This window comes from Klebsiella sp. JN_Kp126, from assembly GCF_033843325.1.
GTDB lineage: Bacteria > Pseudomonadota > Gammaproteobacteria > Enterobacterales > Enterobacteriaceae > Klebsiella > Klebsiella michiganensis.
The window spans coordinates 113,854-139,967 of the sequence record NZ_JAWXQV010000050.1; the positions used below are offsets into that span (position 1 = coordinate 113,854).

The following is a 26,114-nucleotide window of genomic DNA, read 5'->3' on the forward strand; positions in this document are numbered from 1 at the left end:
TAAAAGGTAAAAGGCTACGAAGCGCTGAATGAATTCAGCGCTCAAAAATCCTGTTTATATTTCTGGTTAATAAATTTTTATACGCGAGCCGCGTTATAACAGGTCACATCTACTTCGACTTTACAATCCACCACCAGGTCTGCGACGCAGCAGATACGGGCGGGCGGGTTGTCGCCAAAGAACTCGCGGAACACTTTATTGAAAGACTGGAAATAGCGCGCATCGGTGAGGATCACCTTGACGTGCACCACGTCGGCCAGGGTGTAGCCCGCTTCGGTCATGATATCCACGCAGTTCTGAATCGCCAGACGCGCCTGGTCGACAATCCCGCCTTCCACCACTTCACCGTCCCTCATCGGCGTCTGGCCGGAAACGTACAGCCAGCCCCCCGCCTCCACCGCGCGCGCGAACGGCAGATGCTGCCCGCCGGTGCCGGTACCGCCTTCTACGCCATAACGTTTAATACTCATTTTGCACTCCTTAGTTCATTTGGCGGCGCAGGAAACGCCCCGCGCGCCCGATAATCTTTTTGTCGCTGCCGTAGCTCATCACGCCGTTGACCATCACCGCCTCGATCCCCTCCGCCGGTTGTTTCGGGTCGGAGAAGCTGGCGACATCGCGCACCGTCTGCGGATCGAACAGCACCAGATCGGCAAAGTAGCCCACTTTCACCAACCCACGATCCGCCAGCTGGAAACGCGCCGCCGACAGCCCGGTCATTTTGTGGATAGCGGTGGTCAGCGGAAACAGCCGTTCATCGCGGCTGTAGTGGCCCAGGACCCGCGGGAACGCGCCCCACAGCCGCGGATGCGGCATCGGGTCGTTCGGCAGACCGTCGGAGCCGATCATGGTCACCGGGTAACGCAGCACCCGCCGTACGTCCTGCTCGTCCATGTTGTAGTAGATGGCGCCTGCGGGCATCAGCCGCGCCGCCGCCTCGTGCAGGCTAACCTGCCAGCCGTCGGCAATCTGCCGCAGGGTTTTCCCGGCCTGCTCGGGCTGCGCTTCCGACCAGGTGATGACGATATCGAACTCATCGGTCACCTGCTTCATATCCAGCGTCGATGAGCTGGCGGAGTAGGGATAGCAGTCGCAGGCGATCTCCTGGCGCTGGCGCATCTCATCGAAGAAGGCCAGCGTCTCGCGGGTGCGGCCCCAGTTTTTCGCGCCGGCGCACTTATGATGCGAGACCACCACCGGCACGTTGCCGTGGCGGCCAATGCGGAACGCCTCGTCGAGCGCCTCCAGAATCGGCTCGAACTCAGAACGCAGGTGGGTGGTATAAATTCCCCCCTCCGCCGCCAGCTCCTCGGCCAGCGCCATCACCTCTTCGGTGGTGGACTGAAACGCGCTGGCGTAGGCCAGCCCGCTGCTCAGACCCAGCGCCCCCTGGCGCAGCGCGTCGCGCAGCTGCACCCGCATTCCGGCGATCTCGGTGTCCGTCGCCGGACGGAACAGATCGTCCATATGGTTATTGCGCAGCGCGGTATGGCCAATCAGCGTGCCGACGTTCAATGACGGCTTCGCCGCCTCCACCGCCTGGGCGTAAGCATCAACGGTGGGGTAAACAAAATGCTCCTGCTCGCCCAGCAGGTTCATCGGGTCAGGCACGCCGTCGCGCAGGGTCGCCGTCGCCGCGCTGATCCCGCAGTTGCCGACAATCACCGTCGTCACCCCCTGACTCAGCTTGGGCAAATAGGCCGGCATACGAATGACGTTGATGTCGTCATGGGTATGCACATCGATAAACCCGGGCGCCAGCACGCGCCCCTGCCCGTCAATCACCTGCTCCGCCGGCAGGTTCAGCGCCGGGGCCATATCTACAATCCGATCGCCCTTCACCGCCACGTCGCCGCGAAACTGCGGTCCGCCGCTGCCGTCAATGACCGTGACGTTTTTGAAAAGCCAGTTAACTTTCATCGCAATGACTCCCTTTCAACTCTGTCGACAAGTTAACCATTTACAAGGCGGAAAAACAGTGGAAAACTACGCAAAAACCAGATCAAATTGTGATACTTTTATTCACAAACAATAAAAATCACATATTAAATTTATATTTTTCAATTAATTAAAATTGATACTCAGCTTTATTCCGAGCATAAACCCTAAAAGGATAGTGTTATGAAATACCACTCCGATACGCTTATTCCGCACAAAGCCGCCGTGATGGCCGCTCCGGCAAATCTGCTGGCGGAGGAGGTCTGCCTCCCCGCCGCGCTGCTGAAAAAAACGGCGCTGGAAAATAACATCGCCTGGATGCAGCGCTACGCCGACGCGCGCGGCGTTTCGCTGGCGCCGCACGGTAAAACAACGATGACGCCGTGGATTTTTCAGGCCCAGCAGCGGGCGGGCGCATGGGGAATCGGCGTGGGCAGCGCCTGGCAGGCCAGCGCGGCGATGGCCAGCGGCGTTGAGCGCGTCCTGATGGTCAATCAGCTGGTCGGCAGGGCGAATATGCAGGCGGTATCGCGCCTGAAGGCGCATTACCGGGCGGCGGAGTTTATCTGCTGCATCGATAGCCTCGCCAACGCCCGCTCGCTGTCGGCCTTTTTCAGCGAACGGCGGCAAACGCTGGACGTGCTGATTGAGCTGGGCGTGGCCGGCGGGCGCTGCGGCTGCCGCAGCGTTGAGGATGCACAGGCTCTGGCGGAGGCCGTCGCGGACCTCCCGGGCCTTAAGCTGCGCGGACTTGAGCTGTATGAAGGGGTGTTGCACGGCGACGATCCGCAGCCGCAGGTGGAAGCTCTGCTGCGCCAGGCCGCCGATTTGGCCTGCCGGATGGAACATCTGGTTGAGGGGGAGTTTGTGCTGACCGGCGCCGGTACCGTCTGGTATGACGTGGTGTGCAATATCTGGCTGGCGGCGAAGAAACCGGCGCGGTGCCGGATCGTTATCCGCCCCGGCTGCTATATCACCCACGATCGGGGGATCTACGATATCGCGCAGAAAGCGCTGGTGGCGCGCGATCCGATCGCCTGCGATCTGGGCGGTGATTTAACCTCGGCGCTGGAGCTGATGGCGATGGTCCAGTCGGTGCCGGAAGCGGATCGCGCGGTGGTCAACTTCGGTAAGCGCGACTGCGCCTTCGACGCCGGACTGCCGCAGCCGATCGCTCGCTATCGCAACGGCGCGCAGCTGTCTGCGGCGGGGATCGAGAGCGTGGGGATCATGGATCAGCACTGTATGCTGCGCCTCGCGCCGGGCAGCGACGTGCAGGTCGGCGATATTCTGGTGTTCGGCACCTCGCATCCGTGCCTGACGTTTGATAAATGGAAAACCCTACTGCTGGTGGACGAGCAGTATAACGTGCTGGAAGAGCTCGATACCCTGTTCTGAGTGGCAGGGAACTCCCCGGATGGCGGCTGGCGCCTTATCCGGGCTACGGGATGGCACCGGCCCGTAGCCCCGGTAAGCACAGCGCGACCGGGGGAATATTTCTAGCTTCACGGAAGGAAAATTACGCTTCTTCCTCTCCACCCACCCCATTCCCCAGGGCGATAAACTCCTCCAGCAGCGCGGTAAGCTGACGCATTTTTTCGACGGTAAATTGGGCTTCTATCTGGCGATAGGCTTCTTCCACCTGGGCCTGGGCGCTTTCATACAACTTCAGGCCCGCAGGCGTCAGCGAAACGTACAGCTTGCGCTGATCGTTAACCGGTTTTAAACGCAGCACCAGGCCGTCGCGCTCCATGCGGGTCAGAATACCGGTCAGGCTCGGACGTAAAATACAGGCGCGAAAGGCCAGATCGTGAAAATCCATCGACGGATTTTCGGCGAGGATGCGCACGATACGCCACTGCTGCTCGGTCAGATTGTGGCGTTTAACGATGGGCCGAAAGTGGGCCATCGCCGCTTCCCGCGCCTGCAGCAGCGCGATAGTTAACGAATCATGCATCACATACCTCTGAAATAAATCCCCAATCTGTTAATAAGTTAATAATTAGCGCTAATTCCTTCTGAAGGCAACCGGTTTCTGCCCATGAAAAGTACCAGAAGGTACAGGAAAATTAATTATCTAATTGATTAAAAACAAATAAAAAATATAACTGTAAATTTATTGTTAATCCGATCACAAAACATTCACTTCTGTTTGCCAAACCTTTCCGCAAAGCATAAAAGATGATCATTAACATATTAATGAATTAACTAACTTCCTAATTCCGTAGCAGAGGAGTGGTCAATGAAAGGTACCATCTTCGCCGTGGCGCTTAACCACCGCAGCCAGCTCGACGCCTGGCGCGAAGCGTTCCAGCAGGCCCCGTATAAAACCCCGCCGAAGACCGCGGTCTGGTTTATCAAACCGCGCAACACCGTTATCGGCGACGGCGAGAGCATTCCCTATCCGCAAGGCGAAACCGTGCAGAGCGGCGCCACCGTGGCGCTGATCGTCGGTAAAACCGCACGCAAAATCGCCGCGGAAGACGCTGCGGCTTATATCGCCGGGTACGCGCTGGCGAACGACGTCAGCCTGCCGGAAGAGAGCTTCTATCGTCCGGCCATCAAAGCCAAATGCCGCGACGGCTTCTGCCCGCTTGGCGCGCTCGCGCCGCTCAGCAACGTCGATAACCTGACCATCATCACCGAAATCAACGGTCGCGAGGCGGACAGCTGGAATACCGTCGATCTCCAGCGCTCCGCCGCCGAGCTGCTGAGCGCCCTGAGCGAATTCGCCACCCTCAATCCCGGCGATGCGATTCTGATCGGTACGCCCCACTCCCGCGTTACGCTGCGCCCCGGCGATCGCGTACGCATTCTCGCCGAGGGCTTCCCGGCGCTGGAAAACCCGGTGGTTGCTGAAGGAGAACTGGCATGAAACAGGCACGTATTGAGTGGCAGGGGCAACGGCACGATGTCCAGGTTGATGAACGCGGTCAGGTCCAGCTCGCCAACGGCAGGTTACTTCAGGAAGGCGAGTTTCGCTGGCTGCCGCCCGCCGACGGCACCCTGTTCGCGCTGGGCCTGAACTACGCCGATCACGCCAGCGAGCTGGCGTTTACGCCGCCAACCGAACCGCTGGTGTTTATCAAAGCGCCCAACACCTTTATCGGCCATAGGCAAGAGTCGGTGCGCCCGGATAACGTCGAGTACATGCACTACGAGGCTGAACTGGTGGTGGTGATCGGCAAAACCGCGCGTAAGGTCACCGAAGCCGACGCCATGGCGTACGTGGCCGGATACACCGTCTGCAACGACTACGCCATCCGCGACTACCTGGAAAACTACTATCGTCCCAACCTGCGGGTCAAAAGCCGCGACACCCTGACGCCGATAGGCCCGTGGATCGTCAGCAAAGAGACGATCCAGGATCCGCACAACCTGGCGCTGTGCACCTGGGTCAACGGCGAACTGCGCCAGCAGGGCACCACCGCCGATCTGATCTTCAGCATTCCGTTCCTGATCGCTTACCTCAGCGAATTTATGACCCTGCAGCCGGGCGACATGATCGCCACCGGCACGCCGAAGGGGCTGTCGGACGTGGTGCCGGGCGATGAAGTGATCGTCGAAGTGGAAGGCGTCGGCCGCCTGGTCAACCACATCATTAGCCAGCAGGCATATGAGGAGAAGCTGTCATGAAAAAAATTAACCACTGGATCAACGGCAAAAACGTCGCCGCCGCGGAATATTTCCATACCACTAACCCGGCCACCGGCGAAGTGCTGGCGGAAGTCGCCTCCGGCGGCGCCGACGAGGTGAATCAGGCGGTGGCGGCGGCGAAAGAGGCGTTCCCGAAATGGGCCAATCTGCCGATGAAAGAGCGCGCGCGTCTGATGCGCCGGCTGGGGGATCTGATCGACCAGAACGTCCCGGAGATCGCCGCCATGGAGACCGCCGATACCGGCCTGCCGATCCACCAGACCAAAAACGTGCTGATCCCGCGCGCCTCGCACAACTTCGAATTCTTCGCCGAAGTGTGCCAGCAGATGAACGGCAAGACCTACCCGGTTGACGACAAGATGCTCAACTACACCCTCGTGCAGCCGGTCGGCGTCTGCGCGCTGGTGTCGCCGTGGAACGTGCCGTTTATGACCGCCACCTGGAAGGTGGCGCCGTGCCTCGCGCTGGGCAATACCGCGGTGCTGAAGATGTCCGAACTGTCGCCGCTAACCGCCGACCGTCTTGGCGAGCTGGCGCTGGAGGCGGGTATTCCGCCGGGGGTGCTGAACGTGGTTCAGGGCTACGGCGCGACGGCGGGCGATGCGCTGGTCCGCCACCATGACGTACGCGCGGTCTCGTTCACCGGCGGTACCGCCACCGGGCGCAACATCATGAAAAACGCCGGGCTGAAAAAGTACTCCATGGAGCTGGGCGGCAAATCGCCGGTGCTGATTTTCGAAGACGCCGATATTGAGCGCGCCCTCGACGCCGCGCTGTTCACCATTTTCTCGATCAACGGCGAACGCTGCACCGCCGGCTCGCGCATTTTCATTCAGCAGAGCATCTACCCCGAGTTCGTTAAACGCTTCGCCGAGCGGGCTAACCGCCTGCGCGTCGGCGACCCCACCGACCCGAATACCCAGGTGGGCGCGCTGATTAGCCAGCAGCACTGGGAGAAAGTCTCCGGCTATATCCGCCTCGGCATTGAAGAAGGGGCGACCCTGCTGGCCGGCGGCGCGGATAAACCCGCCGATCTGCCCGCCCATCTGAGAAACGGCAACTTCCTGCGGCCAACGGTGCTGGCGGACGTCGATAACCGCATGCGCGTGGCGCAGGAAGAGATTTTTGGCCCGGTAGCCTGTCTGCTGCCGTTTAAAGACGAGGCGGAAGGTCTGCGCCTGGCCAACGACGTGGAGTACGGCCTCGCCTCTTATATCTGGACCCAGGACGTCAGCAAGGTGCTGCGCCTGGCGCGCGGCATCGAAGCCGGAATGGTGTTCGTCAACACCCAGAACGTCCGCGACCTGCGTCAGCCGTTCGGCGGCGTGAAGGCCTCCGGTACCGGCCGCGAAGGCGGCGAATACAGTTTTGAAGTGTTCGCTGAAATGAAAAACGTCTGCATCTCGATGGGCGACCATCCGATCCCAAAATGGGGAGTCTGATATGGGAAAGTTAGCGTTAGCAGCAAAAATCACTCACGTACCGTCGATGTATCTTTCTGAACTGCCGGGTAAAAACCACGGCTGCCGCCAGGGAGCCATCGATGGGCATAAAGAAATCGGCAAGCGGTGCCGCGAGCTGGGCGTGGATACCATCATCGTCTTTGATACCCACTGGCTGGTTAACAGCGCCTACCACATCAACTGTGCCGACCATTTCCAGGGCGTCTACACCAGCAACGAGCTGCCGCATTTTATTCGCGACATGACCTATGACTATGACGGTAACCCGGCGCTCGGCCACCTGATCGCCGACGAAGCGGTCAAGCTCGGGGTCCGCGCCAAAGCGCATAACATTCCAAGCCTGAAGCTGGAGTACGGCACCCTGGTGCCGATGCGCTACATGAACAGCGATAAGCATTTCAAAGTGGTCTCTATCTCGGCGTTCTGTACCGTTCATGATTTTGCCGACAGCCGCAGGCTGGGCGAAGCCATTCTTAAGGCTATCGAGAAATATGACGGCACCGTGGCGGTCTTTGCCAGCGGCTCGCTGTCGCACCGTTTTATCGACGACCAGCGCGCCGAAGAGGGGATGAACAGCTATACCCGCGAGTTCGATCACCAGATGGACGAACGGGTCGTGAAGCTGTGGCGCGAAGGCAAATTCAAAGAGTTCTGCACCATGCTGCCGGAGTACGCCGACTACTGCTTCGGCGAAGGCAATATGCACGACACGGTGATGCTGCTGGGCCTGCTGGGCTGGGACAAATACGACGGCAAAGTAGAGTTTATTACCGAGCTGTTCGCCAGCTCCGGCACCGGCCAGGTCAACGCCGTCTTCCCGCTGCCGGAAACGGCGTAAGGAGCACGCAGAATGCCGCATTTTATCGCTGAATGTACCGACAACATCCGCGAACAGGCTGATTTACCGGGCCTGTTCGGCAAAGTGAACGCCGCGCTGGCGGCCACCGGCATCTTCCCCATCGGCGGCATTCGCAGCCGCGCCATCTGGCTGGATACCTGGCAGATGGCCGACGGCCAGCACGATTACGCCTTTGTGCATATGACGCTGAAAATTGGCGCCGGACGCAGCCTGGAGAGCCGCCAGGACGTGGGCGATATGCTGTTCACGCTGATCAAAGCCCATTTCGCCGCGCTGATGGAGAGCCGCTATCTGGCGCTGTCGTTTGAGATTGATGAACTGCACCCGACGCTGAACTACAAGCAGAACAACGTGCACGCCTTGTTTAAATAGCGTGCGGCCGGTCAGGCCCTCTCCCGCCGGGAGAGGGTGAAACGACGCCGGCTTTTATTTCCGGCGCAGCAGCACCGAATGACGTAACAGGAAGCAACTATGCTCGATAAACATACCCATACCCTGATCGCCCAGCGGCTAAACCAGGCGGAAAAACAGCGTGAACAGATCCGCGCTATTTCGCTGGATCACCCGACGATCACTATCGAAGATGCCTACGCGGTACAGCGCGAATGGGTAAATATGAAAATCGCCGAAGGCCGCGTGCTGAAAGGACATAAAATCGGCCTGACCTCAAAAGCAATGCAGGCCAGTTCGCAAATCAGCGAACCGGATTACGGCGCGCTGCTGGACGATATGTTTTTCCACGACGGCGGCGATATTCCTACCGACCGCTTTATCGTCCCGCGTATCGAAGTGGAGCTGGCCTTCGTGCTGGCCAAACCGCTGCGCGGCCCCCACTGCACCCTGTTCGACGTCTACAACGCCACCGACTACGTGATCCCGGCGCTGGAGCTGATTGACGCCCGCTGCCACAACATCGACCCGGAAACCCAGCGCCCGCGCAAAGTCTTCGACACCATCTCCGATAACGCCGCCAACGCTGGGGTGATCCTCGGCGGCCGCCCGATTAAACCCGACGAGCTGGATCTGCGCTGGATCGCCGCCCTGCTCTATCGCAACGGCGTGATTGAAGAGACCGGCGTCGCCGCGGGGGTGCTGAATCACCCGGCCAACGGCGTGGCCTGGCTGGCGAACAAGCTGGCGCCGTACGACGTCCAGCTGGAAGCCGGGCAGATTATTCTCGGCGGTTCCTTTACCCGTCCGGTACCGGCGCGCAAGGGAGACACCTTCCACGTCGACTACGGCAACATGGGCGCGATTAGCTGCCGCTTTGTCTAGGAGAAACTTGATGCATAACGCCTTTAAAGACGCCTTAAAAGCGGGTCGTCCGCAGATTGGCCTGTGGCTGGGGCTGACCAGCAGCTACAGCGCCGAGCTGCTGGCCGGGGCCGGGTTCGACTGGCTGCTGATCGACGGCGAGCATGCGCCAAACAGCGTGCAGACAATCCTGACCCAGCTACAGGCGATCGCTCCCTACCCCAGCCAGCCGGTGGTGCGGCCGTCGTGGAACGACCCGGTGCAGATTAAACAGCTGCTGGATATCGGCGCGCAAACCCTGCTGGTGCCGATGGTGCAGAACGCCGACGAAGCGCGGCTGGCGGTGAAAGCCACCCGCTACCCGCCGGCGGGCATTCGCGGCGTCGGCAGCGCGCTGGCCCGCGCCTCGCGCTGGAACCGCGTCCCGGATTATCTCCATCAGGCCAACGACGCGATGTGCGTGCTGGTGCAGATCGAAACCCGCGAAGCGCTCAACAATCTGCCGCAGATCCTCGATGTCGAGGGCGTGGACGGCGTGTTTATTGGCCCGGCGGATCTGAGCGCCGATATGGGCTTTAGCGGCAATCCGCAGCACCCGGAAGTGCAGGCCACTATTGAGCGCGCCATCGGGCAAATTCGCGCGGCGGGCAAAGCGCCGGGGATCCTGATGGCCAGCGAGCCGCTGGCGAAGCGCTACCTGGAACTCGGCGCGCTGTTTGTCGCCGTCGGCGTCGATACCACCCTGCTGGCCCGCGGCGCGGAAGCGCTAGCGGCGCGATTTGGCGCGGAAAAAACCGCCCAGGGTTCGTCAGGCGTCTATTAATACCCGCAGTACCCTACAAAATTCCCATTAGAGGAAAATGATAATGAGCGATACATCATCTGCCATCCCGGAAAAGTTCGATCCGGCAAATCAGCACAAGCAGCTGACGGCGCAGCAGCAGTCGGTTATCAACAAGCTCTTTCGCCGCCTGATCGTCTTTTTGTTCGTGCTGTTTATCTTTTCGTTTTTAGATCGCATCAATATCGGCTTTGCCGGGCTGACCATGGGCCAGGATCTGGGCCTTAACGCCACCATGTTCGGTCTTGCCACCACCCTGTTTTACGCCACCTACGTGATATTCGGCATTCCCAGCAACGTGATGCTCAGCATCGTTGGCGCTCGCCGCTGGATCGCCACCATCATGGTGCTGTGGGGCATCGCCTCCACCGCCACCATGTTCGCGACCGGGCCGAACAGCCTCTATATCCTGCGCATGCTGGTGGGCATCACCGAGGCCGGTTTTCTGCCCGGCATTCTGCTCTATCTGACCTACTGGTTCCCGGCCTTTTTCCGCGCCCGCGCCAACGCGCTGTTTATGATCGCGATGCCGGTGACCACCGCGCTGGGGTCGATCGTCTCCGGCTATATCCTGTCGATGGACGGCCTGCTGAACCTGCACGGCTGGCAGTGGCTGTTCCTGCTGGAAGGCTTCCCGTCGGTGCTGCTCGGTATTATGGTCTGGTTCTGGCTTGATGATTCGCCGTCGAAGGCGAAATGGCTGACCGCGGACGATAAAAAATGCCTGCAGGAGATGATGGATAACGACCGCCTGACGCTGGTCCAGCCGGAAGGGGCGATCAGCCATCACGCCATGCAGCAGCGCAGCCTGTGGCGGGAAGTGTTCACGCCGATCGTGCTGATGTACACCCTGGCCTACTTCTGCCTGACCAATACGCTCAGTGCGATCAGCATCTGGACGCCGCAGATCCTCAAAAGCTTTAACGAAAGCAGCAGCAATATCACCATCGGCCTGCTGGCGGCGATCCCGCAGATTTGTACCATTCTGGGGATGATCTACTGGAGCCGCCACTCCGATAAACATCAGGAGCGTAAGCACCACACCGCCCTGCCGTTCCTGTTCGCCGCCGCGGGCTGGCTGCTGGCGTCGGCCACCGATCACAACCTGATCCAGCTGCTCGGGATCGTGATGGCCTCCACCGGATCGTTTAGCGCAATGGCCATTTTCTGGACCACGCCGGATCAGTCGATCAGCCTGCGCGCCAGAGCGATCGGCATCGCGGTGATCAACGCGACGGGTAATATCGGATCGGCGCTCAGCCCCTTTATGATCGGCTGGCTGAAGGATATTACCGGCAGCTTCAGCAGCGGCCTGTGGTTCGTCGCCGCCCTGCTGGTCATCGGCGCGATGATTATCTGGGTGATTCCGATGAAAGGAACGCGTCCGCGCGCGACGCCGTAAGGAGCCGCCATGTGCCAGAGCCCGATAGCCAATATCGATATTAATAAAGAGTACGATGAGAGCCTGGGGACGGAAGATGTGCATTATCAATCGTTTGCCAGGATGGCGGAGTTCTTTGGCCGCGATATGCAGGCGCACCGTCACGACCAGTATTTTCAGATGCACTTTCTCGATACCGGGCAGATTGAGCTGCAGCTCGACGATCATAGCTATTCGGTGCAGGCGCCGCTGTTTGTCCTGACGCCGCCCTCGGTGCCGCACGCTTTTATCACCGAGTCCGATAGCGACGGTCACGTGCTGACGGTGCGCGAGGATCTGGTCTGGCCGCTGCTGGAGGTGCTCTATCCCGGCACGCGGGAGGCTTTCGGTCTGCCGGGCATCTGCCTGTCGCTGGCCGACAGGCCCGAGGAGCTGGCGGCGCTGGCGCACTACTGGCGGCTGATTGAACGGGAATCGACGTCGCAGCTGCCGGGGCGGGAACATACCCTGACGCTGCTGGCGCAGGCGGTGTTCACCCTGCTGCTGCGCAACGCGAAGCTTGACGATCACGCGGCCAGCGGGATACGCGGCGAGCTCAAGCTGTTCCAGCGGTTTAACCAGCTGATCGACGGCCACTACCATCAGCACTGGACGGTGCCGGATTACGCCAGCGAGCTGCATCTGACCGAATCCCGGTTAACCGATATCTGCCGCCGCTTCGCCAACCGGCCGCCCAAACGGCTGATTTTCGACAGGCAGCTGCGCGAAGCCAAGAGGCTACTGCTCTTTTCCGACAGCGCGGTCAACGAGATAGCCTGGCAGCTGGGCTTTAAGGATCCGGCCTATTTTGCCCGCTTTTTTAACCGCTTAGTCGGCTGCTCGCCGAGCGCGTTCAGAACGCAAAAAGTACCGGTATCATAAGACCTTACCGGGGACGGCGCGGCGAGTTCGCAGCCGTCTGAGAGGCGGTAGGCCAGACAAGGCGCGTCAAGCGCCGCCCCCGGGAGCAGAGCGCAGAGCCGCTGAATTTCCCGGAGGCGATGCTGCGCATCTGTCCGGCCTACACATTCAAAACCCACCCTGGCTTGTCGTCGGATCACCGGGGAGCCAGGCCGGAAAATAGAAAAAACCAACCCCCGATCACATAACCCAACCCCGCCTGAAAAGTACCGACCGTTGACCTAAAAGTCTCTTCACGAAAGCCGCGTTAACCGCTTCAATTGAACAACAAAAACAAAACATAAATTTAACATCGCATTCCGATTAATACTGAAGAGGTCACCTATGAAACCTGAAAATTTCCGTGCCGACGCTAAACGCCCGTTAACCGGTGAAGAGTACCTGAAGAGCCTGCAGGACGGCCGCGAAATCTATATCTACGGCGAACGCGTTAAGGACGTGACCACCCACCCGGCGTTCCGCAACGCCGCCGCCTCCGTCGCCCAGATGTACGACGCGCTGCATAAACCCGAGCTGCAGGATACCCTGTGCTGGGGCACCGATACCGGCAGCGGCGGCTATACCCACAAGTTCTTCCGCGTCGCGAAAAGCGCCGACGATCTGCGCCAGCAGCGCGACGCTATCGCCGAATGGTCGCGCCTGAGCTACGGCTGGATGGGCCGTACCCCGGACTACAAAGCCGCGTTCGGCTGCGCGCTAGGCGCAAACCCGGCGTTTTATGGTCAGTTTGAACAGAACGCCCGTAACTGGTACACCCGCATCCAGGAAACCGGCCTCTACTTTAACCACGCCATCGTCAACCCGCCCATCGACCGCCATAAGCCGGCCGACGAAGTGAAAGACGTCTATATCAAGCTGGAGAAAGAGACCGATGCCGGGATCATCGTCAGCGGCGCGAAAGTGGTAGCCACCAACTCGGCGCTGACCCACTACAACATGATTGGCTTCGGCTCGGCGCAGGTGATGGGCGAAAACCCGGACTTCGCGCTGATGTTCGTCGCGCCGATGGACGCCGAAGGGGTCAAGCTTATCTCCCGCGCCTCCTATGAGCTGGTCGCCGGAGCAACCGGATCGCCCTACGATTATCCGCTCTCCAGCCGCTTCGACGAAAACGATGCGATCCTGGTGATGGATAATGTGCTGATCCCATGGGAAAACGTGCTGATCTATCGCGACTTCGATCGCTGCCGCCGCTGGACGATGGAGGGCGGTTTCGCCCGCATGTATCCGCTGCAGGCCTGCGTGCGTCTGGCCGTGAAGCTCGACTTTATCACCGCCCTGCTCAAGCGCTCGCTGGATTGCACCGGCACCCTTGAATTCCGCGGCGTGCAGGCGGATCTCGGCGAAGTGGTGGCCTGGCGCAATATGTTCTGGGCGCTGAGCGATTCGATGTGCGCCGAAGCCACGCCGTGGGTTAACGGCGCGTATCTGCCGGATCACGCCGCGCTGCAAACCTATCGCGTGATGGCGCCGATGGCCTACGCCAAAATCAAAAACATTATTGAACGCAACGTCACCAGCGGCCTGATCTATCTGCCGTCCAGCGCCCGCGATCTCAATAATCCGCAGATCAACGAATATCTGGCGAAATACGTGCGCGGATCGAACGGTATGGATCACGTCGAGCGCATCAAGATCCTCAAACTGATGTGGGACGCCATCGGCAGCGAGTTTGGCGGCCGTCATGAACTGTACGAAATCAACTACTCCGGTAGCCAGGATGAGATTCGCCTGCAGTGCCTGCGTCAGGCGCAGAGCTCCGGCAACATGGACAAAATGATGGCGATGGTGGATCGCTGCCTGTCCGAGTACGACCAGAACGGCTGGACGGTGCCGCATCTGCACAACAATACCGATATCAACATGCTGGATAAGCTGCTGAAGTAACCGGCAGCGGGAGGTCACAATGCAATTAGATGAACAACGTCTGCGTTTTCGCGATGCCATGGCCAGTCTGTCGGCCGCCGTTAACGTCATCACCACCGAAGGCGAGGCGGGCCGCTGCGGTATCACCGCCACCGCGGTCTGTTCGGTGACCGATACGCCGCCGTCGGTAATGGTCTGCATCAACGCTAACAGCGCGATGAATCCGGTGTTCCAGGGCAACGGCAAGCTGTGCATCAACGTGCTGAACCACGAGCAAGAGGAGATGGCCCGCCACTTCGCCGGCATGACCGGGATGACGATGGACGACCGTTTCGGCCTCAGCGGCTGGCAAAAAGGCGCGCTGGGCCAGCCGGTGCTGAAAGGCGCGCTGGCGAGCCTCGAGGGCGAGATTAGCCAGGTGCAGACCATCGGTAGCCACCTGGTCTATCTGGTGGAAATCAGCAACATTACCCTGAGCCAGCAGGGCCACGGGCTGATTTACTTTAAGCGCCGCTTCCATCCGGTGATGATGGAGATGGACGTCGTGGCGTAGTTTTGCCTTCCCCTCTCTCGCGGGAGAGGGGATTACCTCGCTTCCCCCCATCGTCACGGCGGGAATATTCCTGTGATCTCAATCACATATTTACGGACACCCGTTCTTATCCCCAACCGCTTACCCCTGCAAGTGACCGCTTAACCCCGAATATAACCACTCACAGATTTACCCAACTTTACGCGCGCGACGTTCTGGCAAGATGGTCCCCAGCATAGCTAATCAATGCCTCCTCAAACACTAACTAAACCCAGACGGCTTCGGCCCATTATTCATCTTATTAAGCCAGGTTTTACTATGGATACTAAAAAGTTATTCAAGCACATACCCTGGGTGATTCTTGGAATCATCGGGGCATTTTGCCTCTCGGTCGTCGCTCTGCGCCGCGGCGAGCACGTCAGTGCGCTGTGGATCGTGGTGGCCTCGGTTTCCGTCTACCTCGTCGCCTACCGTTATTACAGCCTGTACATTGCGCAAAAGGTCATGAAGCTCGATCCTACGCGCTCCACGCCTGCGGTGATTAACAACGATGGCCTGAACTACGTTCCGACCAACCGCTACGTGCTGTTTGGCCACCACTTTGCCGCGATTGCCGGCGCCGGTCCGCTGGTGGGCCCGGTGCTCGCCGCGCAGATGGGCTACCTGCCGGGTACCCTGTGGCTGCTGGCGGGCGTCGTGCTGGCAGGGGCGGTGCAGGACTTTATGGTGCTGTTTATCTCCTCGCGCCGTAACGGTGCCTCGCTGGGAGAAATGATCAAGCAGGAGATGGGTCCGGTACCGGGCTCCATCGCGCTGTTCGGCTGCTTCCTGATAATGATCATCATCCTTGCGGTGCTGGCGTTAATCGTGGTGAAAGCGCTGGCGGAAAGCCCGTGGGGCGTCTTCACCGTCTGCTCGACCGTGCCGATCGCCCTGTTTATGGGGATCTACATGCGCTTCCTGCGCCCGGGCCGCGTAGGCGAAGTATCGGTGATTGGTATCGTCCTGCTGGTAGCGTCGATTTACTTCGGCGGCGTGATTGCCCACGACCCGTACTGGGGCCCGGCGCTGACCTTTAAAGACACCACTATTACCTTTACCCTGATTGGCTACGCGTTTATCTCGGCGCTGCTGCCGGTCTGGCTGATTCTGGCGCCGCGCGACTACCTGGCGACCTTCCTGAAAATTGGCGTTATCGTCGGCCTGGCGCTGGGCATTGTTATCCTCAATCCGGACCTGAAAATGCCGGCGGTGACCCAGTACATTGACGGTACCGGTCCGCTGTGGAAAGGCGCGCTGTTCCCGTTCCTGTTTATCACTATCGCCTGCGGCGCGGTCTCCGGCTTCCACGCCCTGATCGCCTCCGGCACCACGCCGAAGCTGCTGGCTAACGAAACCGACGCCCGCTTTATCGGCTACGGCGCGATGCTGATGGAGTCCTTCGTGGCGGTGATGGCGCTGGTAGCGGCCTCAATTATCGAACCGGGCCTCTACTTCGCGATGAACACCCCGCCGGCGGGTCTGGGCATCACCATGCCGAACCTGCACGAAATGGGCGGTGAGAACGCCGCGCTGATTGCCGCGCAGCTGAGGGATGTCACCGCACACGCGGCGGCGACCGTCAGCTCCTGGGGCTTCGTGATCTCACCTGAGCAAATCCTGCAAACCGCGAAAGATATCGGCGAACCGTCGGTACTGAACCGCGCGGGCGGCGCGCCGACGCTGGCCGTGGGTATCGCTCACGTGTTCCACAAAATCATCCCGATGGCGGATATGGGCTTCTGGTACCACTTCGGTATTCTGTTTGAAGCGCTGTTTATCCTTACCGCGCTGGATGCCGGTACCCGTGCAGGCCGCTTTATGCTGCAGGATCTGCTGGGCAACTTCGTGCCGTTCCTCAAGAAAACCGACTCGCTGGTGGCCGGTGTTATCGGTACCGCGGGCTGCGTCGGCCTGTGGGGCTACCTGCTGTATCAGGGCGTGGTCGACCCGCTGGGCGGCGTGAAGAGCCTGTGGCCGCTGTTCGGTATCTCTAACCAGATGCTGGCCGCCGTGGCGCTGGTGCTCGGCACCGTGGTGCTGGTCAAAATGCAGCGCACCAAATATATCTGGGTCACCGTGATCCCAGCCGCATGGCTGCTGCTGTGCACCACCTGGGCGCTGGGCCTGAAACTGTTCAGCACCAATCCGCAGATGGAAGGCTTCTTCTTCATGGCGCAGCAGTATAAAGAGAAGATCGCCGCCGGCGGCGAACTGACCGCGCAGCAGATTGCCAACATGAACCATATCGTGGTGAACAACTACACCAACGCGGGTCTGAGCATTCTGTTCCTGGTGGTGGTCTACAGCATCATCTTCTACGGCATCAAAACCTGGCTCAACGTGCGCAACAATAAAGTGCGTACCGACAAAGAGACCCCGTACGTGCCGGTACCGGAAGGCGGCGTGAAGACCTCTTCGCATCACTAAACCTTAATGCCGGATGGCGCTACGCTTATCCGGTCTACACAAACGAATGTTTGTAGGCCGGATGAGGCGCTAGCCGCCATCCGGCTTTATTCGTTCTCTGGGACTCACAATGTTTGGTAACTTAGGTCAGGCAAAAAAATACCTCGGTCAGGCAGCGAAAATGCTGATTGGCATTCCGGATTACGATAATTACGTCGAGCATATGCAGACTAACCATCCGGACAAGCCGTACATGACCTACGATGAATTCTTTCGCGAACGCCAGCAGGCCCGCTACGGCGGCGACGGCAAAGGCGGCGTACGCTGCTGCTAATGGAGGCAAACATGGCACCGATTGCAGTCACCCTGCTCACCGGTTTTCTTGGCGCGGGTAAAACCACCCTGCTGCGCCATATCCTGAACGAACGGCACGGCTTTAAAATTGCCGTTATCGAAAACGAATTTGGCGAAGTCGCCGTCGATGACCAGCTTATCGGCGATCGCGCCACGCAGATTAAAACCCTGACCAACGGCTGCATCTGCTGTACCCGTTCCAACGAACTGGAAGACGCCCTGCTCGATCTGCTCGACAGCCGCGATCGCGGAGAAATTGATTTTGACCGGCTGGTGATCGAATGCACAGGCATGGCCGACCCCGGCCCGATTATCCAGACCTTTTTCTCTCACGATGTGCTGTGTGAACGCTATCTGCTGGATGGCGTGATTGCGCTGGTTGACGCGGTGCATGCCGACCAGCAGATGAATCAGTTCACCATTGCCCAGTCGCAGGTGGGCTACGCCGATCGTATCCTGCTCACCAAAACTGACGTGGCGGGCGACAGCGGCAAGCTCCGCGAACGGCTGATGCGTATTAACGCCCGCGCGCCGATTTACAACGTCACCCACGGCGATATCGACCTGAATCTGCTGTTTAACACCAGCGGCTTTATGCTGGAAGAGAACGTGGTCAGCAGCAAACCGCGCTTCCACTTTATGGCCGATAAGCAGAACGACGTGTCGTCTATCGTGGTGGAGCTGGATTATCCGGTGGATATCAGCGACGTGTCGCGGGTGATGGAAAACCTGCTGCTCACCTTTGCTGAACAGCTGATGCGCTATAAAGGGATGCTGTGGATCGACGGCGAGCCCAACCGCCTGCTGTTCCAGGGCGTTCAACGGCTATACAGCGCCGACTGGGACCGGCCGTGGGGCGATGAGCGGCCGCACAGTACCCTGGTGTTTATTGGAATACAGCTTCCGGAAGATGAGATTCGCACCGCATTTGCGAGCCTGCGCAAGTAGTCATGTCGCATTCCCCCTCTTCTGGAGGGGGAATGCGCGGCTGAAATGTAAAATTCCGTTCTTATATGTAACAGTAGAAATGTTTTTGGAAATAATTAGAAAGCCAATTATTGCGTCCACAACCGCTTTTTCGCGCCTGTTCAGCGAATATTTAGCCAAAAGATTCAACTCACGCTCAACGGCTAAAGATTACCCGTTGACTCCGCAGTAAAAACAACTAACAAACAACACAAATAAATATATCTAATAACAAAATTAGCATAAAACAGTCATCACTCGCTGATTTGCAGTCATAAAAATCGATTGTTAAGGTGCCCTCCGCGTAATGTAATGATGAGGCATAAAACATGAAAAAGCTGAATATCCTTCTTCTCTCGGCGTTGGCTGCCGTCTCGGGATCCGCACTCGCGATGGGCGGCACCGTTGAGCAGGGCAAGAACTTCACTAACCTGAATCTGGAAATGGGGAAATCCTCTTCTGGCCTGTATGTGGAAAGCAACTGGCTCAAAAATACCGATGACGGTACCCAGACAGGCGGCGTAGGCGCGGGTTATAACCTGGCGCTCGGCCCGGTGATGTTCAATGCCGGCGCGAAAGCCATCTACCTCGGCCCTAAAAAAGGCGATAACGGCGTGGCCTTCCCCATCGGCGGCGGCGTCAACGTGGCCCTGACCGACAGCATCCATCTCTATGGTGAGGGCTATGCCGCACCGGAGAGCCTGAACAATAGCGTCAAAAACTACGTTGAAGCCAACGGCGGCGTAAGCTGGACGCCAATCACCCCAGTCACGCTGAAAGTGGGCTATCGCCATGTCAGCGTCGACGGCAAGGATGGCCGCCCGGGCCACACGCTGATTGACGGCGCCTATGTCGGCGGCGGGGTTACCTTCTGATGAACGGCCGCTTCGCCGCGCTTTGCGTTCTGAGCTTCACCGTGCTGCTGTCAGGCTGCGTCCAGTACAAATGGGTGAAGCCGGGAGTCAGCGATACGGAGATGAATAAAAAGCTCACGGAGTGCGAAGCTCAGGCGCTGATCGATCTCCCCCCGGATAACGTCGTCACCGGTTCAAGCTCGGAAAAAACGGACAAAAAGAACAAGAAAAAGGATATTTCCACCAGCTATACGGTTGAGGACGCCAATGAGGGGCGCAGGGATACGCTCGTCGACAGCTGCATGTTTAAGAGCGGCTGGGATAAGATTGAAGTTCAGTGAACGCCAAAAAACCTGCCAGATGGCAGGTTTTTGTCTTCACGCCGTTATTTATGCACGACCACCAGCTTCTGATTCACAAACTCTTTAATCCCGAGATCGGAAAGCTCGCGGCCGAACCCGGAGCGCTTAACGCCGCCAAACGGCAGCTCCGGAGCGGTATCGGTTAGCCAGTTGATATAGACCATACCGGTTTCAATCCGCGACGCCATGCGTTTCGCCCTTTCGATATCCTGGCTGAATACGGCTCCGCCGAGGCCATAGTGCGAATCGTTGGCCAGCTTCACCGCCTCATCGTCATCTTTCACCACGTAGATTTGCGCGACCGGGCCAAAGAACTCTTCGAAGTAGGCCGGGTTATCGCGGGTAATGCCGGTCAGTATAGTGGGCTCGAAAAAGCTGCCTTCCCGCTGCGCGGGTTTTCCGCCCAGATGCAGCTTCGCGCCGTTTTTCACCGCCTCGTCAACCTGTTTGGTCAACGTTTCCAGCGCGTCTTTTGAAGAGAGCGGGCCCAGCGTGGTACTTTCGTCCAGCGGATCGCCGATTTTCACCTGACGGAAGGCCTCGGTAAACTGGCTCAGGAACGAGTCGGCAATTTTTTCATGCAGGATAAAGCGCTTCGCCGCGGTGCACACCTGGCCTGCGTTGTTGAGCCGCGCCTGCACGCCGATCTTCACCGCCTTCGCCAGATCGGCGTCGTCCAGGACCACAAAGACATCGTTGCCGCCCAGTTCAAGCGTCGCTTTCTTGATGTGTTTAGCCGCCTGCGCCGCCACCACGCTACCGGCTTTTTCCGAGCCGGTCAGGGCCGCACCCTGTACGCGATCGTCGGCGATAATCTTCGCCACCTGATCCTGAGAAATAAACAGGTTAGTCCACGCGCCCTCCGGCGCACCGGCTTCGCGTACCAGGTGGGCGAAGGTTTCCGCGCAGTGCGGGACGATGCTGGCATGTTTGGCGATAACCGGGTTCCCCGCCGCCAGGTTCGGTGCCAGCACGCGCATAAGCTGATAATAAGGGAAGTTCCACGGTTCTACCGCCATCAGTACGCCGATGGGATGGTGTTCGACCCAGGCTTCACCCAGCTCGGACGGATACTTTACCGGCGCCAAAAACTGTTTGGCGTTGTCGGCGTAGTAGCGGGCAATTTGCGCGCACAGCTTCACTTCACCGCGGCTTTGCTCAATGAGTTTGCCCATTTCCTGGCTGGCGATTTTCGCCAGCTCGTCAACCCGGCCGTCGATCAGATCCGCCAGCTTGTACAGCACCGATAGCCGCTGCGCTATATCGCCTTTCGACCACGACGAATGATATAGCGCATCCGCCTTCTGCAGAGCCGCTTCCACGTCCGCGTCGCTGTGTGCCGGGTACGCTTTGATAAGCTGATTGTTTGCAGGATTCACCGTCTGATAAGCCATATCGCATGTCTCCTTGTTATCGCTGTTAACGCAGTCATAAATACCGCACAGGATATTAAGGTTAGTCGAGATAGCTGAGGATGCGGCCAAACTCAGAGAGATACGGAATTTTCCCGAAATGGAACGGAGCGCGCTATCGGCATAAATCGCTCATAAATAACAGCGTTATATCAATAAGTTAGTGAGCAACACCCCGGATATCCGCCTCCGACAAACCGGTAATTCTCAGCACCGTTTCCAGGGCCATACCTTCGGCGAGCATCGTTTGAGCAATACGCTGCGCTTCGGCGCGCTGCCCCTCCTCAACGCCCTCCAGTCGTCCCTTTTCGAGACCTTCCTGGCGACCTTCCCGCTTCCCCTGCCTGCGCCCCACTTCACGTAACCTTTCGGCGATAGTCATGAGCTTCTCCTTATGCTGCGGAACACGCTGAGCCACTTCGCGGATAAATTTCCCCAACCGAAGCGCTTTGCCCGAGTGAATCAGGTAATTAAACAGCGTTTTTAGCTGCCTGTCATTAGCGTATCCGCTAAGCAAAATGGCCGTCAGATGTTCCACAATGCCCAGCAAATCGCGCTGACGAATATGTTTTTGCATCAGCTCCAGTAAGGCGACTCTTCGATGCTGGACAATTTCGTCATCAGGCACGACGGTAATATCCACCAGCGGAAACGGCATGGTATAAAGCTGCTTAGCCAGAGCAGGGTCAGCAAACTTGTCGAGCCAGGATAACGACCAGGGATAAGGCGTGGCGACGCCATGATAGAACAGTATCGGTACAACCAGCGGCAGCGTTTTATGTCCGTTATCCAGATGGCGCTGCATCGCAGCAATGGCGTAACGCATCATTCTGAAGGCCATATACGCATCCGGAGAGCTTTGATGCTCGATGACAACATAGATATAGCCTTCTCCCGCGGCGGTTTTCAGTGCCCACAGAACATCGGAGTAGTATGCCCGCAGGTTCTCCTCAATAAAGCTCCCGGATTCAAGCGTCAGCGAATCCAGGTCGCAAAGCTGTCTGAGCGCCGGAGGAAGATGGATATCCAAAAAGTCGCGCGCGGTATCAGCTTGACGTAAAAACTGTTTGAAGACCGCATCGTGCGGCGTTGACGTAGTACCCTTTTCCATGGCTATCCGCCTGCGTAAAAAAATCCTGCCGCCACTCTACTGCGCCATTTTTCTCATCACACACACTGTTGCTGACCTTTACGAGCCGCGACGAAAGATATCTTCCTTCGGCTGCAAGCGAGACATTTTTGTTGAACGCGACTCGCGGTTCTCCCGCAGGATGAAGGCATGTTATAAACAGCTATCCCCCTCAGCTAAGGAGTCCACCGTGAGCCATACGCGCGATATTCAGCAAACCTTCTGGCGCGATGAACAGCTGCCCTGGCTGGAGCTGCGCAGCACCTGGCAAAGCCGTCAGGCCTACAAACGTCACCGCCATCCGCAGCTCTCCGTGGGGGCGATTATCGAGGGGGAAACGCGCTGTATCTGCAACGGGCAGGAGTATCTGCTGCGGCCGGGCGATCTGATTATTATCCCCGCCCAGGCGCCCCACAGCTGCAATCCGCGCGACGGCCAGCCGCGCAGCTACCATATGCTCTATCTCGAGCTAAGCTGGTGCTGGCGGCAGCTGGCAAACGATGCGCATCACGAGCGGTTGATAACCTCCCAGCCGGTGATTCGCGATGCCGGGCTCTTTGCCCGGTATCTGCAGATCGTGGCGTTGATGACTCAGCAAAACACCGCCGCGCTACCCGTCAGCGTCGCCCGGTTCCTGCGCGATCTGCCGCTGCGCCCGCTCGCGCCTGTGGCGCTTAGTCAGACCAGCGCGCGTTTGTTCAGTCGTCTGGCAACCAATCTGCAGGCGCCGCCGACGCTGGATAGCCTCGCCGATGAGTTTGCGCTGCGCAAAGAGACGCTGATCCGCGCCTTCAAGCAGGATACCGGCCTGACGCCCGCCAGCTTTATCAATATCGCGCGGATTGAGTTCGCCAAAACGCGCCTGCGGGCCGGGGATAATATCGCCGATGTGGGCTACCAGGCCGGGTTTGCCGACCAGAGCCACTTTCATAAAACCTTTGTCAGCTATACCGCCGCCACGCCGCGCCAGTATGCGCAGTCCCGATCAATAACAGACAATAATTAGCGTTTACGCTGGCGTAAGGTGACCTCAGATTAATACTGAGGTTGCTATGGACATACTCGCTACGCTCTTTCCCTCCGCCTTCCCCGCGCTGGCGCTCTCCCATTTTGTCGCCCTGCTGAGCCCCGGGCCGGATTTTTTTCTGCTGGTGGGCTACGCCATCCGCTATCGCCTGCGCGGCAGCGTCGGCCTGTGTATCGGCATTGCCGCCGGAAACGGTCTGTATATTCTTCTGGCCATTATCGGCTGGGGGATCCTGCGCCAGGCGCCGCTGCTGTTTACGGTGATTGAGCTGCTGGGCGCGGCGTATTTACTGTGGATTGGCAGCCTGCTGCTCAGAAGCCGTCCGACCACGCTGGCGCTGCACGGCGCCTCGGCTTCGCGCCCGCCGCTGGTGAAACAGCTTTTTCTCGGGCTGGGTTCTTCGCTGCTCAATCCGAAAAACGCGCTGTTCTACCTCGCGCTGATGACCTCCCTGCTGGGCCCGAACGTCACGCTGGTGCAGCAGGCCGTCAGCGGAGCCTGGATGACCAGCGTGGTGTTGATATGGGATCTGTTGCTGGTCACGCTGATTGCGCTACCGTCGGTGCAGCGCCGCCTTTCCGCCGTCGTCTGGCGAGTCGAGCGCACGGCCGGCGGCGTATTGATGGCTTTTGGTTGTTGGATTGTGTGGCAGTTTATTTTTAATTAATATTACCAATCATCAAATAAGGACAAAGCCTCGCCGTTCCCCAGCAGGGAATAAACGAGGCTTCACTCTATCGCCATCTTACACAATAATTATTCCGGACTATTTGCCGTCAACATATCCATCGGTACAAATACCCACTGCTGTGCTTCCGAGCCGTTAAATTCGAAAAGAATAATCGGATTCCCCTGGTTCGTGCCGCGGTTGTAGCTGTCCATAACAAAGCTCGGGTTTTGTTTGCTTTTAATAAAGCGACGTGAGCTGACTAAATCCCACCGCTGCGTCGCTTTATTCCCGCGAACCTGGAGCTCAATCGCTGCGCCTGAGCCCATACGATCCCCGCAAATGCCCAGCAGCAGCTCCTCGCTGGCGGCCAGGACGATCTCGCCGGTCCTGTCATCAACCGACCACAGAATTTTATTTAACGGTGAGGACGTCGGTAAGATAACAGCCTTAGCCCCGGCTTGCTGATCGCTAATACCTAATACCATGTCTTTTTTTGCTGCATATTTAAATATACCAATCATGAAAAACTCCTTTTATAAAAGACCAGTAGCAAGAGAAATTGATTAACGTTTTCCCTGAAATAAACAATGCCTTATTTAACCTTGAATATAATGTGATTAAGATCACTTATTAATAACTAACTTAAGAAAAAACCCATGTGGGATATATATTATGAATGCATTTAAGTTTAATTATTTAAAAATAGAATTTAAGCTACGTAAATTAAATTAACCCTCATCGTCTCTCTCGTCGGAAAAAGAGGAATCCGAATGACCAGGGCGTCAAATGGCGAAGATTTTACGCATTAGCCGTCAGGCTATATGCTTAAGCTTATGGAAAAACTCGCTGAACTGAAACGCGCCAAGCTGCTGGCGCTCTCGCTGCTGCTGATTGCAGCCGCCATTTTTATCACTACCCTCGTGCTGCCGCCTACGCCATGGGTCGGTGCGCTAAAGGCTATTTCCGAAGCGGCAATGGTCGGCGCGCTGGCGGACTGGTTTGCAGTCGTGGCGCTGTTTCGCCGTATTCCGCTGCCGTTCGTTGCGCGGCATACGGCGATTATTCCGCGTAATAAGGACCGGATTGCTGATAATCTCGGCTATTTCGTGCAGGAAAAATTTCTCGATACGCCCTCTCTGGTCGCGCTGATCCGGCGCTATGAACCGGCGCTGATGCTCGGTAACTGGTTCAGCCAGCCGGAAAACGCGCGTCGGGTCGGCCAGCATCTGCTGCAGGTGATGAGCGGCTTTCTGGAGCTAACCGATGACGCGCGCATTCAGCGCCTGCTGCGTCGGGCGGTGCATAAAGCGATTGATAAGGTCGATCTAACCCAAACCAGCGCTATGATGCTGGAAGGGCTGACGCGCGATAATCGCCACCAGAAGCTGCTGGATTCGCTGATTAGCCAGCTGATCGCCCTGCTCCAGCGCGACAGCTCGCGGGCGTTTATTGCCCGCGGCATCGTGCACTGGCTGGAGACCGAGCATCCGCTTAAAGCCAGGCTGCTGCCTACCGAATGGCTCGGTGAGCACAGCGCTGAAATGGTTACCGATGTGGTTAACACGCTGCTCGACGAAGTGAGTCAGGATCGCGCCCATCAGATCCGCCAGGCCTTCGATCGCGCGGCGCTGAAGCTGATCGACAACCTGAAGTCCGATCCGCTGATGGCGGAAAAAGCGGACAATATCAAAGCGTATCTGAAAAACGATGAGACCTTTAACCGCTATCTGGGCGAGGTATGGGCCGATCTGCGCGGCTGGGTTAAAAACGATGTTAATAGCGACGATTCACGCATTAAGCAGCGCATTGCCGAAGCCGGTCAGTGGTTTGGCGAAACGCTGCTCCACGATGAGGCGCTGCGCGAATCCCTGAACGAACATCTTGAGCAGGCGGCGCACCGGGTGGCCCCGGAGTTTGCCGCCTTCCTGACGCGCCATATCAGCGATACCGTTAAAAGCTGGGACTCCCGCGATATGTCGCGACAAATCGAGCTGAACATTGGTAAGGATCTGCAGTTTATCCGCATCAACGGCACGCTGGTTGGCGGCACTATCGGTCTGCTGCTGTGGCTGTTTTCACAAATTCCTTCGCTGCTGCATTTACATATTTAATTCAACTTTTTGTTTTTAATGTATTTCTTA

General features: G+C 58.1%; 26 protein-coding genes. 20 read left to right on the top strand and 6 right to left on the bottom strand.

Going from position 1 to position 26,114, the window contains the following annotated elements; translation table 11 throughout:
• Positions 1 to 77: 77 nt before the first annotated feature.
• Positions 78 to 470 carry a RidA family protein gene (locus tag SIK97_RS09470; RefSeq protein WP_032747792.1) on the bottom strand — a complete coding sequence of 131 codons (393 nt, stop codon included), beginning with the start codon at positions 468 to 470 and terminating at the stop codon, positions 78 to 80.
• 10 nt (positions 471 to 480) lie between these two features.
• Complete coding sequence (locus SIK97_RS09475) at positions 481 to 1,920, bottom strand: N-acyl-D-amino-acid deacylase family protein (RefSeq protein ID WP_057173121.1); 1,440 nt, start codon at positions 1,918 to 1,920, stop codon at positions 481 to 483.
• Between the two features lie 201 nt (positions 1,921 to 2,121).
• On the opposite strand from SIK97_RS09475, the gene SIK97_RS09485 reads away from it, so the two are divergent.
• Positions 2,122 to 3,336, top strand: a complete 1,215-nt coding sequence (locus tag SIK97_RS09485; protein ID WP_057173120.1) for an amino acid deaminase — start codon at positions 2,122 to 2,124, stop codon at positions 3,334 to 3,336.
• 121 nt (positions 3,337 to 3,457) lie between these two features.
• On the opposite strand, the gene hpaR is transcribed toward SIK97_RS09485, so the two are convergent.
• Complete coding sequence (gene hpaR, locus SIK97_RS09490; protein ID WP_014227790.1) at positions 3,458 to 3,895, bottom strand: homoprotocatechuate degradation operon regulator HpaR; 438 nt, start codon at positions 3,893 to 3,895, stop codon at positions 3,458 to 3,460.
• Between the two features lie 285 nt (positions 3,896 to 4,180).
• Between hpaR and SIK97_RS09495 the strand changes: the two genes are divergently transcribed.
• The 16 genes from SIK97_RS09495 (at position 4,181) to SIK97_RS09570 (ending at position 19,714) form a co-directional block, all read left to right on the top strand.
• Entirely contained in the window at positions 4,181 to 4,813 is a 633-nt protein-coding gene (locus SIK97_RS09495) for a fumarylacetoacetate hydrolase family protein (protein ID WP_048262622.1), read from the top strand.
• Positions 4,810 to 5,574, top strand: a complete 765-nt coding sequence (locus SIK97_RS09500; protein WP_057173119.1) for a fumarylacetoacetate hydrolase family protein — start codon at positions 4,810 to 4,812, stop codon at positions 5,572 to 5,574. Before SIK97_RS09495 ends, SIK97_RS09500 begins: the two co-directional genes overlap by 4 nt.
• Positions 5,571 to 7,037, top strand: a complete 1,467-nt coding sequence (gene hpaE, locus SIK97_RS09505; protein WP_032719289.1) for a 5-carboxymethyl-2-hydroxymuconate semialdehyde dehydrogenase — start codon at positions 5,571 to 5,573, stop codon at positions 7,035 to 7,037. Before SIK97_RS09500 ends, hpaE begins: the two co-directional genes overlap by 4 nt.
• 1 nt (position 7,038) lies before the next feature.
• Complete coding sequence (hpaD, locus tag SIK97_RS09510; RefSeq protein WP_004098307.1) at positions 7,039 to 7,896, top strand: 3,4-dihydroxyphenylacetate 2,3-dioxygenase; 858 nt, start codon at positions 7,039 to 7,041, stop codon at positions 7,894 to 7,896.
• Positions 7,897 to 7,908: 12 nt separating this feature from the next.
• Positions 7,909 to 8,289: a 5-carboxymethyl-2-hydroxymuconate Delta-isomerase gene (locus SIK97_RS09515; protein ID WP_004098305.1), complete on the top strand. Its 381-nt coding sequence runs from the start codon at positions 7,909 to 7,911 to the stop codon at positions 8,287 to 8,289.
• A gap of 99 nt (positions 8,290 to 8,388) precedes the next feature.
• Positions 8,389 to 9,192 (top strand): 2-oxo-hept-4-ene-1,7-dioate hydratase, encoded by an 804-nt coding sequence (gene hpaH / locus SIK97_RS09520; protein ID WP_004098303.1) that lies wholly within the window; start codon positions 8,389 to 8,391, stop codon positions 9,190 to 9,192.
• A 10-nt stretch (positions 9,193 to 9,202) separates the two neighbouring features.
• The gene (gene hpaI, locus SIK97_RS09525) at positions 9,203 to 9,994 is read left to right on the top strand and encodes a 4-hydroxy-2-oxoheptanedioate aldolase (RefSeq protein ID WP_032747780.1); all 792 of its coding nucleotides are present in this window, start codon (positions 9,203 to 9,205) and stop codon (positions 9,992 to 9,994) included.
• 43 nt (positions 9,995 to 10,037) lie between these two features.
• Complete coding sequence (gene hpaX, locus SIK97_RS09530) at positions 10,038 to 11,414, top strand: 4-hydroxyphenylacetate permease (RefSeq protein WP_014227785.1); 1,377 nt, start codon at positions 10,038 to 10,040, stop codon at positions 11,412 to 11,414.
• A gap of 9 nt (positions 11,415 to 11,423) precedes the next feature.
• A complete protein-coding gene (gene hpaA, locus SIK97_RS09535) occupies positions 11,424 to 12,314 on the top strand; it encodes a 4-hydroxyphenylacetate catabolism regulatory protein HpaA (protein ID WP_057173118.1) in 891 nt (296 codons plus the stop codon).
• Positions 12,315 to 12,677: 363 nt separating this feature from the next.
• Complete coding sequence (gene hpaB, locus SIK97_RS09540; RefSeq protein ID WP_057173117.1) at positions 12,678 to 14,240, top strand: 4-hydroxyphenylacetate 3-monooxygenase, oxygenase component; 1,563 nt, start codon at positions 12,678 to 12,680, stop codon at positions 14,238 to 14,240.
• Between the two features lie 19 nt (positions 14,241 to 14,259).
• On the top strand, positions 14,260 to 14,772 hold the full coding sequence (locus SIK97_RS09545; RefSeq protein WP_047724590.1) for a 4-hydroxyphenylacetate 3-monooxygenase reductase subunit: 513 nt from the start codon (positions 14,260 to 14,262) through the stop codon (positions 14,770 to 14,772).
• Positions 14,773 to 15,069: 297 nt separating this feature from the next.
• Complete coding sequence (gene btsT, locus SIK97_RS09550) at positions 15,070 to 17,220, top strand: pyruvate/proton symporter BtsT (RefSeq protein ID WP_014227784.1); 2,151 nt, start codon at positions 15,070 to 15,072, stop codon at positions 17,218 to 17,220.
• Positions 17,221 to 17,329: 109 nt separating this feature from the next.
• Positions 17,330 to 17,533, top strand: coding sequence for a YbdD/YjiX family protein (locus SIK97_RS09555; protein WP_004098292.1), 204 nt, complete (start codon positions 17,330 to 17,332; stop codon positions 17,531 to 17,533).
• Between the two features lie 11 nt (positions 17,534 to 17,544).
• The gene (gene yjiA, locus SIK97_RS09560) at positions 17,545 to 18,501 is read left to right on the top strand and encodes a GTPase (protein ID WP_057173116.1); all 957 of its coding nucleotides are present in this window, start codon (positions 17,545 to 17,547) and stop codon (positions 18,499 to 18,501) included.
• A gap of 347 nt (positions 18,502 to 18,848) precedes the next feature.
• Complete coding sequence (locus SIK97_RS09565; protein WP_057173115.1) at positions 18,849 to 19,394, top strand: YfaZ family outer membrane protein; 546 nt, start codon at positions 18,849 to 18,851, stop codon at positions 19,392 to 19,394.
• The gene (locus SIK97_RS09570; RefSeq protein ID WP_004098289.1) at positions 19,394 to 19,714 is read left to right on the top strand and encodes a hypothetical protein; all 321 of its coding nucleotides are present in this window, start codon (positions 19,394 to 19,396) and stop codon (positions 19,712 to 19,714) included. Before SIK97_RS09565 ends, SIK97_RS09570 begins: the two co-directional genes overlap by 1 nt.
• Before the next feature lie 44 nt (positions 19,715 to 19,758).
• Here SIK97_RS09570 and SIK97_RS09575 read toward each other — a convergent pair whose 3' ends face one another.
• Together SIK97_RS09575 and SIK97_RS09580 are read right to left on the bottom strand one after the other, a co-directional pair.
• Complete coding sequence (locus tag SIK97_RS09575) at positions 19,759 to 21,129, bottom strand: NAD-dependent succinate-semialdehyde dehydrogenase (protein WP_057173114.1); 1,371 nt, start codon at positions 21,127 to 21,129, stop codon at positions 19,759 to 19,761.
• 178 nt (positions 21,130 to 21,307) lie between these two features.
• Entirely contained in the window at positions 21,308 to 22,258 is a 951-nt protein-coding gene (locus SIK97_RS09580; protein WP_057173113.1) for an Rpn family recombination-promoting nuclease/putative transposase, read from the bottom strand.
• 208 nt (positions 22,259 to 22,466) lie between these two features.
• Between SIK97_RS09580 and SIK97_RS09585 the strand changes: the two genes are divergently transcribed.
• Together SIK97_RS09585 and SIK97_RS09590 are read left to right on the top strand one after the other, a co-directional pair.
• Entirely contained in the window at positions 22,467 to 23,282 is an 816-nt protein-coding gene (locus SIK97_RS09585) for an AraC family transcriptional regulator (RefSeq protein ID WP_032747771.1), read from the top strand.
• Between the two features lie 46 nt (positions 23,283 to 23,328).
• Positions 23,329 to 23,970, top strand: coding sequence for a LysE family translocator (locus SIK97_RS09590; protein ID WP_047724601.1), 642 nt, complete (start codon positions 23,329 to 23,331; stop codon positions 23,968 to 23,970).
• Positions 23,971 to 24,059: 89 nt separating this feature from the next.
• Here SIK97_RS09590 and SIK97_RS09595 read toward each other — a convergent pair whose 3' ends face one another.
• Positions 24,060 to 24,494 carry an RICIN domain-containing protein gene (locus SIK97_RS09595; protein WP_046877824.1) on the bottom strand — a complete coding sequence of 145 codons (435 nt, stop codon included), beginning with the start codon at positions 24,492 to 24,494 and terminating at the stop codon, positions 24,060 to 24,062.
• A gap of 300 nt (positions 24,495 to 24,794) precedes the next feature.
• On the opposite strand from SIK97_RS09595, the gene SIK97_RS09600 reads away from it, so the two are divergent.
• On the top strand, positions 24,795 to 26,084 hold the full coding sequence (locus tag SIK97_RS09600; protein WP_074463557.1) for a DUF445 domain-containing protein: 1,290 nt from the start codon (positions 24,795 to 24,797) through the stop codon (positions 26,082 to 26,084).
• Positions 26,085 to 26,114 lie beyond the last annotated feature (30 nt).

Excerpts from the sequence above, each read along its gene's own strand:
- hpaI (WP_032747780.1), top strand. The coding sequence starts at position 9,203 with ATGCATAACGCCTTTAAAGACGCCTTAAAAGCGGGTCGTCCGCAGATT.
- hpaX (WP_014227785.1), top strand. The coding sequence starts at position 10,038 with ATGAGCGATACATCATCTGCCATCCCGGAAAAGTTCGATCCGGCAAAT.
- hpaA (WP_057173118.1), top strand. The coding sequence starts at position 11,424 with ATGTGCCAGAGCCCGATAGCCAATATCGATATTAATAAAGAGTACGAT.
- SIK97_RS09595 (WP_046877824.1), bottom strand. The coding sequence starts at position 24,494 with ATGATTGGTATATTTAAATATGCAGCAAAAAAAGACATGGTATTAGGT.
- SIK97_RS09590 (WP_047724601.1), top strand. The coding sequence starts at position 23,329 with ATGGACATACTCGCTACGCTCTTTCCCTCCGCCTTCCCCGCGCTGGCG.
- SIK97_RS09555 (WP_004098292.1), top strand. The coding sequence starts at position 17,330 with ATGTTTGGTAACTTAGGTCAGGCAAAAAAATACCTCGGTCAGGCAGCG.
- SIK97_RS09495 (WP_048262622.1), top strand. The coding sequence starts at position 4,181 with ATGAAAGGTACCATCTTCGCCGTGGCGCTTAACCACCGCAGCCAGCTC.
- hpaH (WP_004098303.1), top strand. The coding sequence starts at position 8,389 with ATGCTCGATAAACATACCCATACCCTGATCGCCCAGCGGCTAAACCAG.
- SIK97_RS09485 (WP_057173120.1), top strand. The coding sequence starts at position 2,122 with ATGAAATACCACTCCGATACGCTTATTCCGCACAAAGCCGCCGTGATG.
- SIK97_RS09600 (WP_074463557.1), top strand. The coding sequence starts at position 24,795 with ATGCTTAAGCTTATGGAAAAACTCGCTGAACTGAAACGCGCCAAGCTG.
- SIK97_RS09475 (WP_057173121.1), bottom strand. The coding sequence starts at position 1,920 with ATGAAAGTTAACTGGCTTTTCAAAAACGTCACGGTCATTGACGGCAGC.
- SIK97_RS09515 (WP_004098305.1), top strand. The coding sequence starts at position 7,909 with ATGCCGCATTTTATCGCTGAATGTACCGACAACATCCGCGAACAGGCT.
- hpaE (WP_032719289.1), top strand. The coding sequence starts at position 5,571 with ATGAAAAAAATTAACCACTGGATCAACGGCAAAAACGTCGCCGCCGCG.
- hpaD (WP_004098307.1), top strand. The coding sequence starts at position 7,039 with ATGGGAAAGTTAGCGTTAGCAGCAAAAATCACTCACGTACCGTCGATG.
- SIK97_RS09580 (WP_057173113.1), bottom strand. The coding sequence starts at position 22,258 with ATGGAAAAGGGTACTACGTCAACGCCGCACGATGCGGTCTTCAAACAG.
- SIK97_RS09565 (WP_057173115.1), top strand. The coding sequence starts at position 18,849 with ATGAAAAAGCTGAATATCCTTCTTCTCTCGGCGTTGGCTGCCGTCTCG.
- hpaB (WP_057173117.1), top strand. The coding sequence starts at position 12,678 with ATGAAACCTGAAAATTTCCGTGCCGACGCTAAACGCCCGTTAACCGGT.
- SIK97_RS09470 (WP_032747792.1), bottom strand. The coding sequence starts at position 470 with ATGAGTATTAAACGTTATGGCGTAGAAGGCGGTACCGGCACCGGCGGG.
- yjiA (WP_057173116.1), top strand. The coding sequence starts at position 17,545 with ATGGCACCGATTGCAGTCACCCTGCTCACCGGTTTTCTTGGCGCGGGT.
- hpaR (WP_014227790.1), bottom strand. The coding sequence starts at position 3,895 with ATGCATGATTCGTTAACTATCGCGCTGCTGCAGGCGCGGGAAGCGGCG.
- SIK97_RS09545 (WP_047724590.1), top strand. The coding sequence starts at position 14,260 with ATGCAATTAGATGAACAACGTCTGCGTTTTCGCGATGCCATGGCCAGT.
- SIK97_RS09570 (WP_004098289.1), top strand. The coding sequence starts at position 19,394 with ATGAACGGCCGCTTCGCCGCGCTTTGCGTTCTGAGCTTCACCGTGCTG.
- SIK97_RS09575 (WP_057173114.1), bottom strand. The coding sequence starts at position 21,129 with ATGGCTTATCAGACGGTGAATCCTGCAAACAATCAGCTTATCAAAGCG.
- btsT (WP_014227784.1), top strand. The coding sequence starts at position 15,070 with ATGGATACTAAAAAGTTATTCAAGCACATACCCTGGGTGATTCTTGGA.
- SIK97_RS09500 (WP_057173119.1), top strand. The coding sequence starts at position 4,810 with ATGAAACAGGCACGTATTGAGTGGCAGGGGCAACGGCACGATGTCCAG.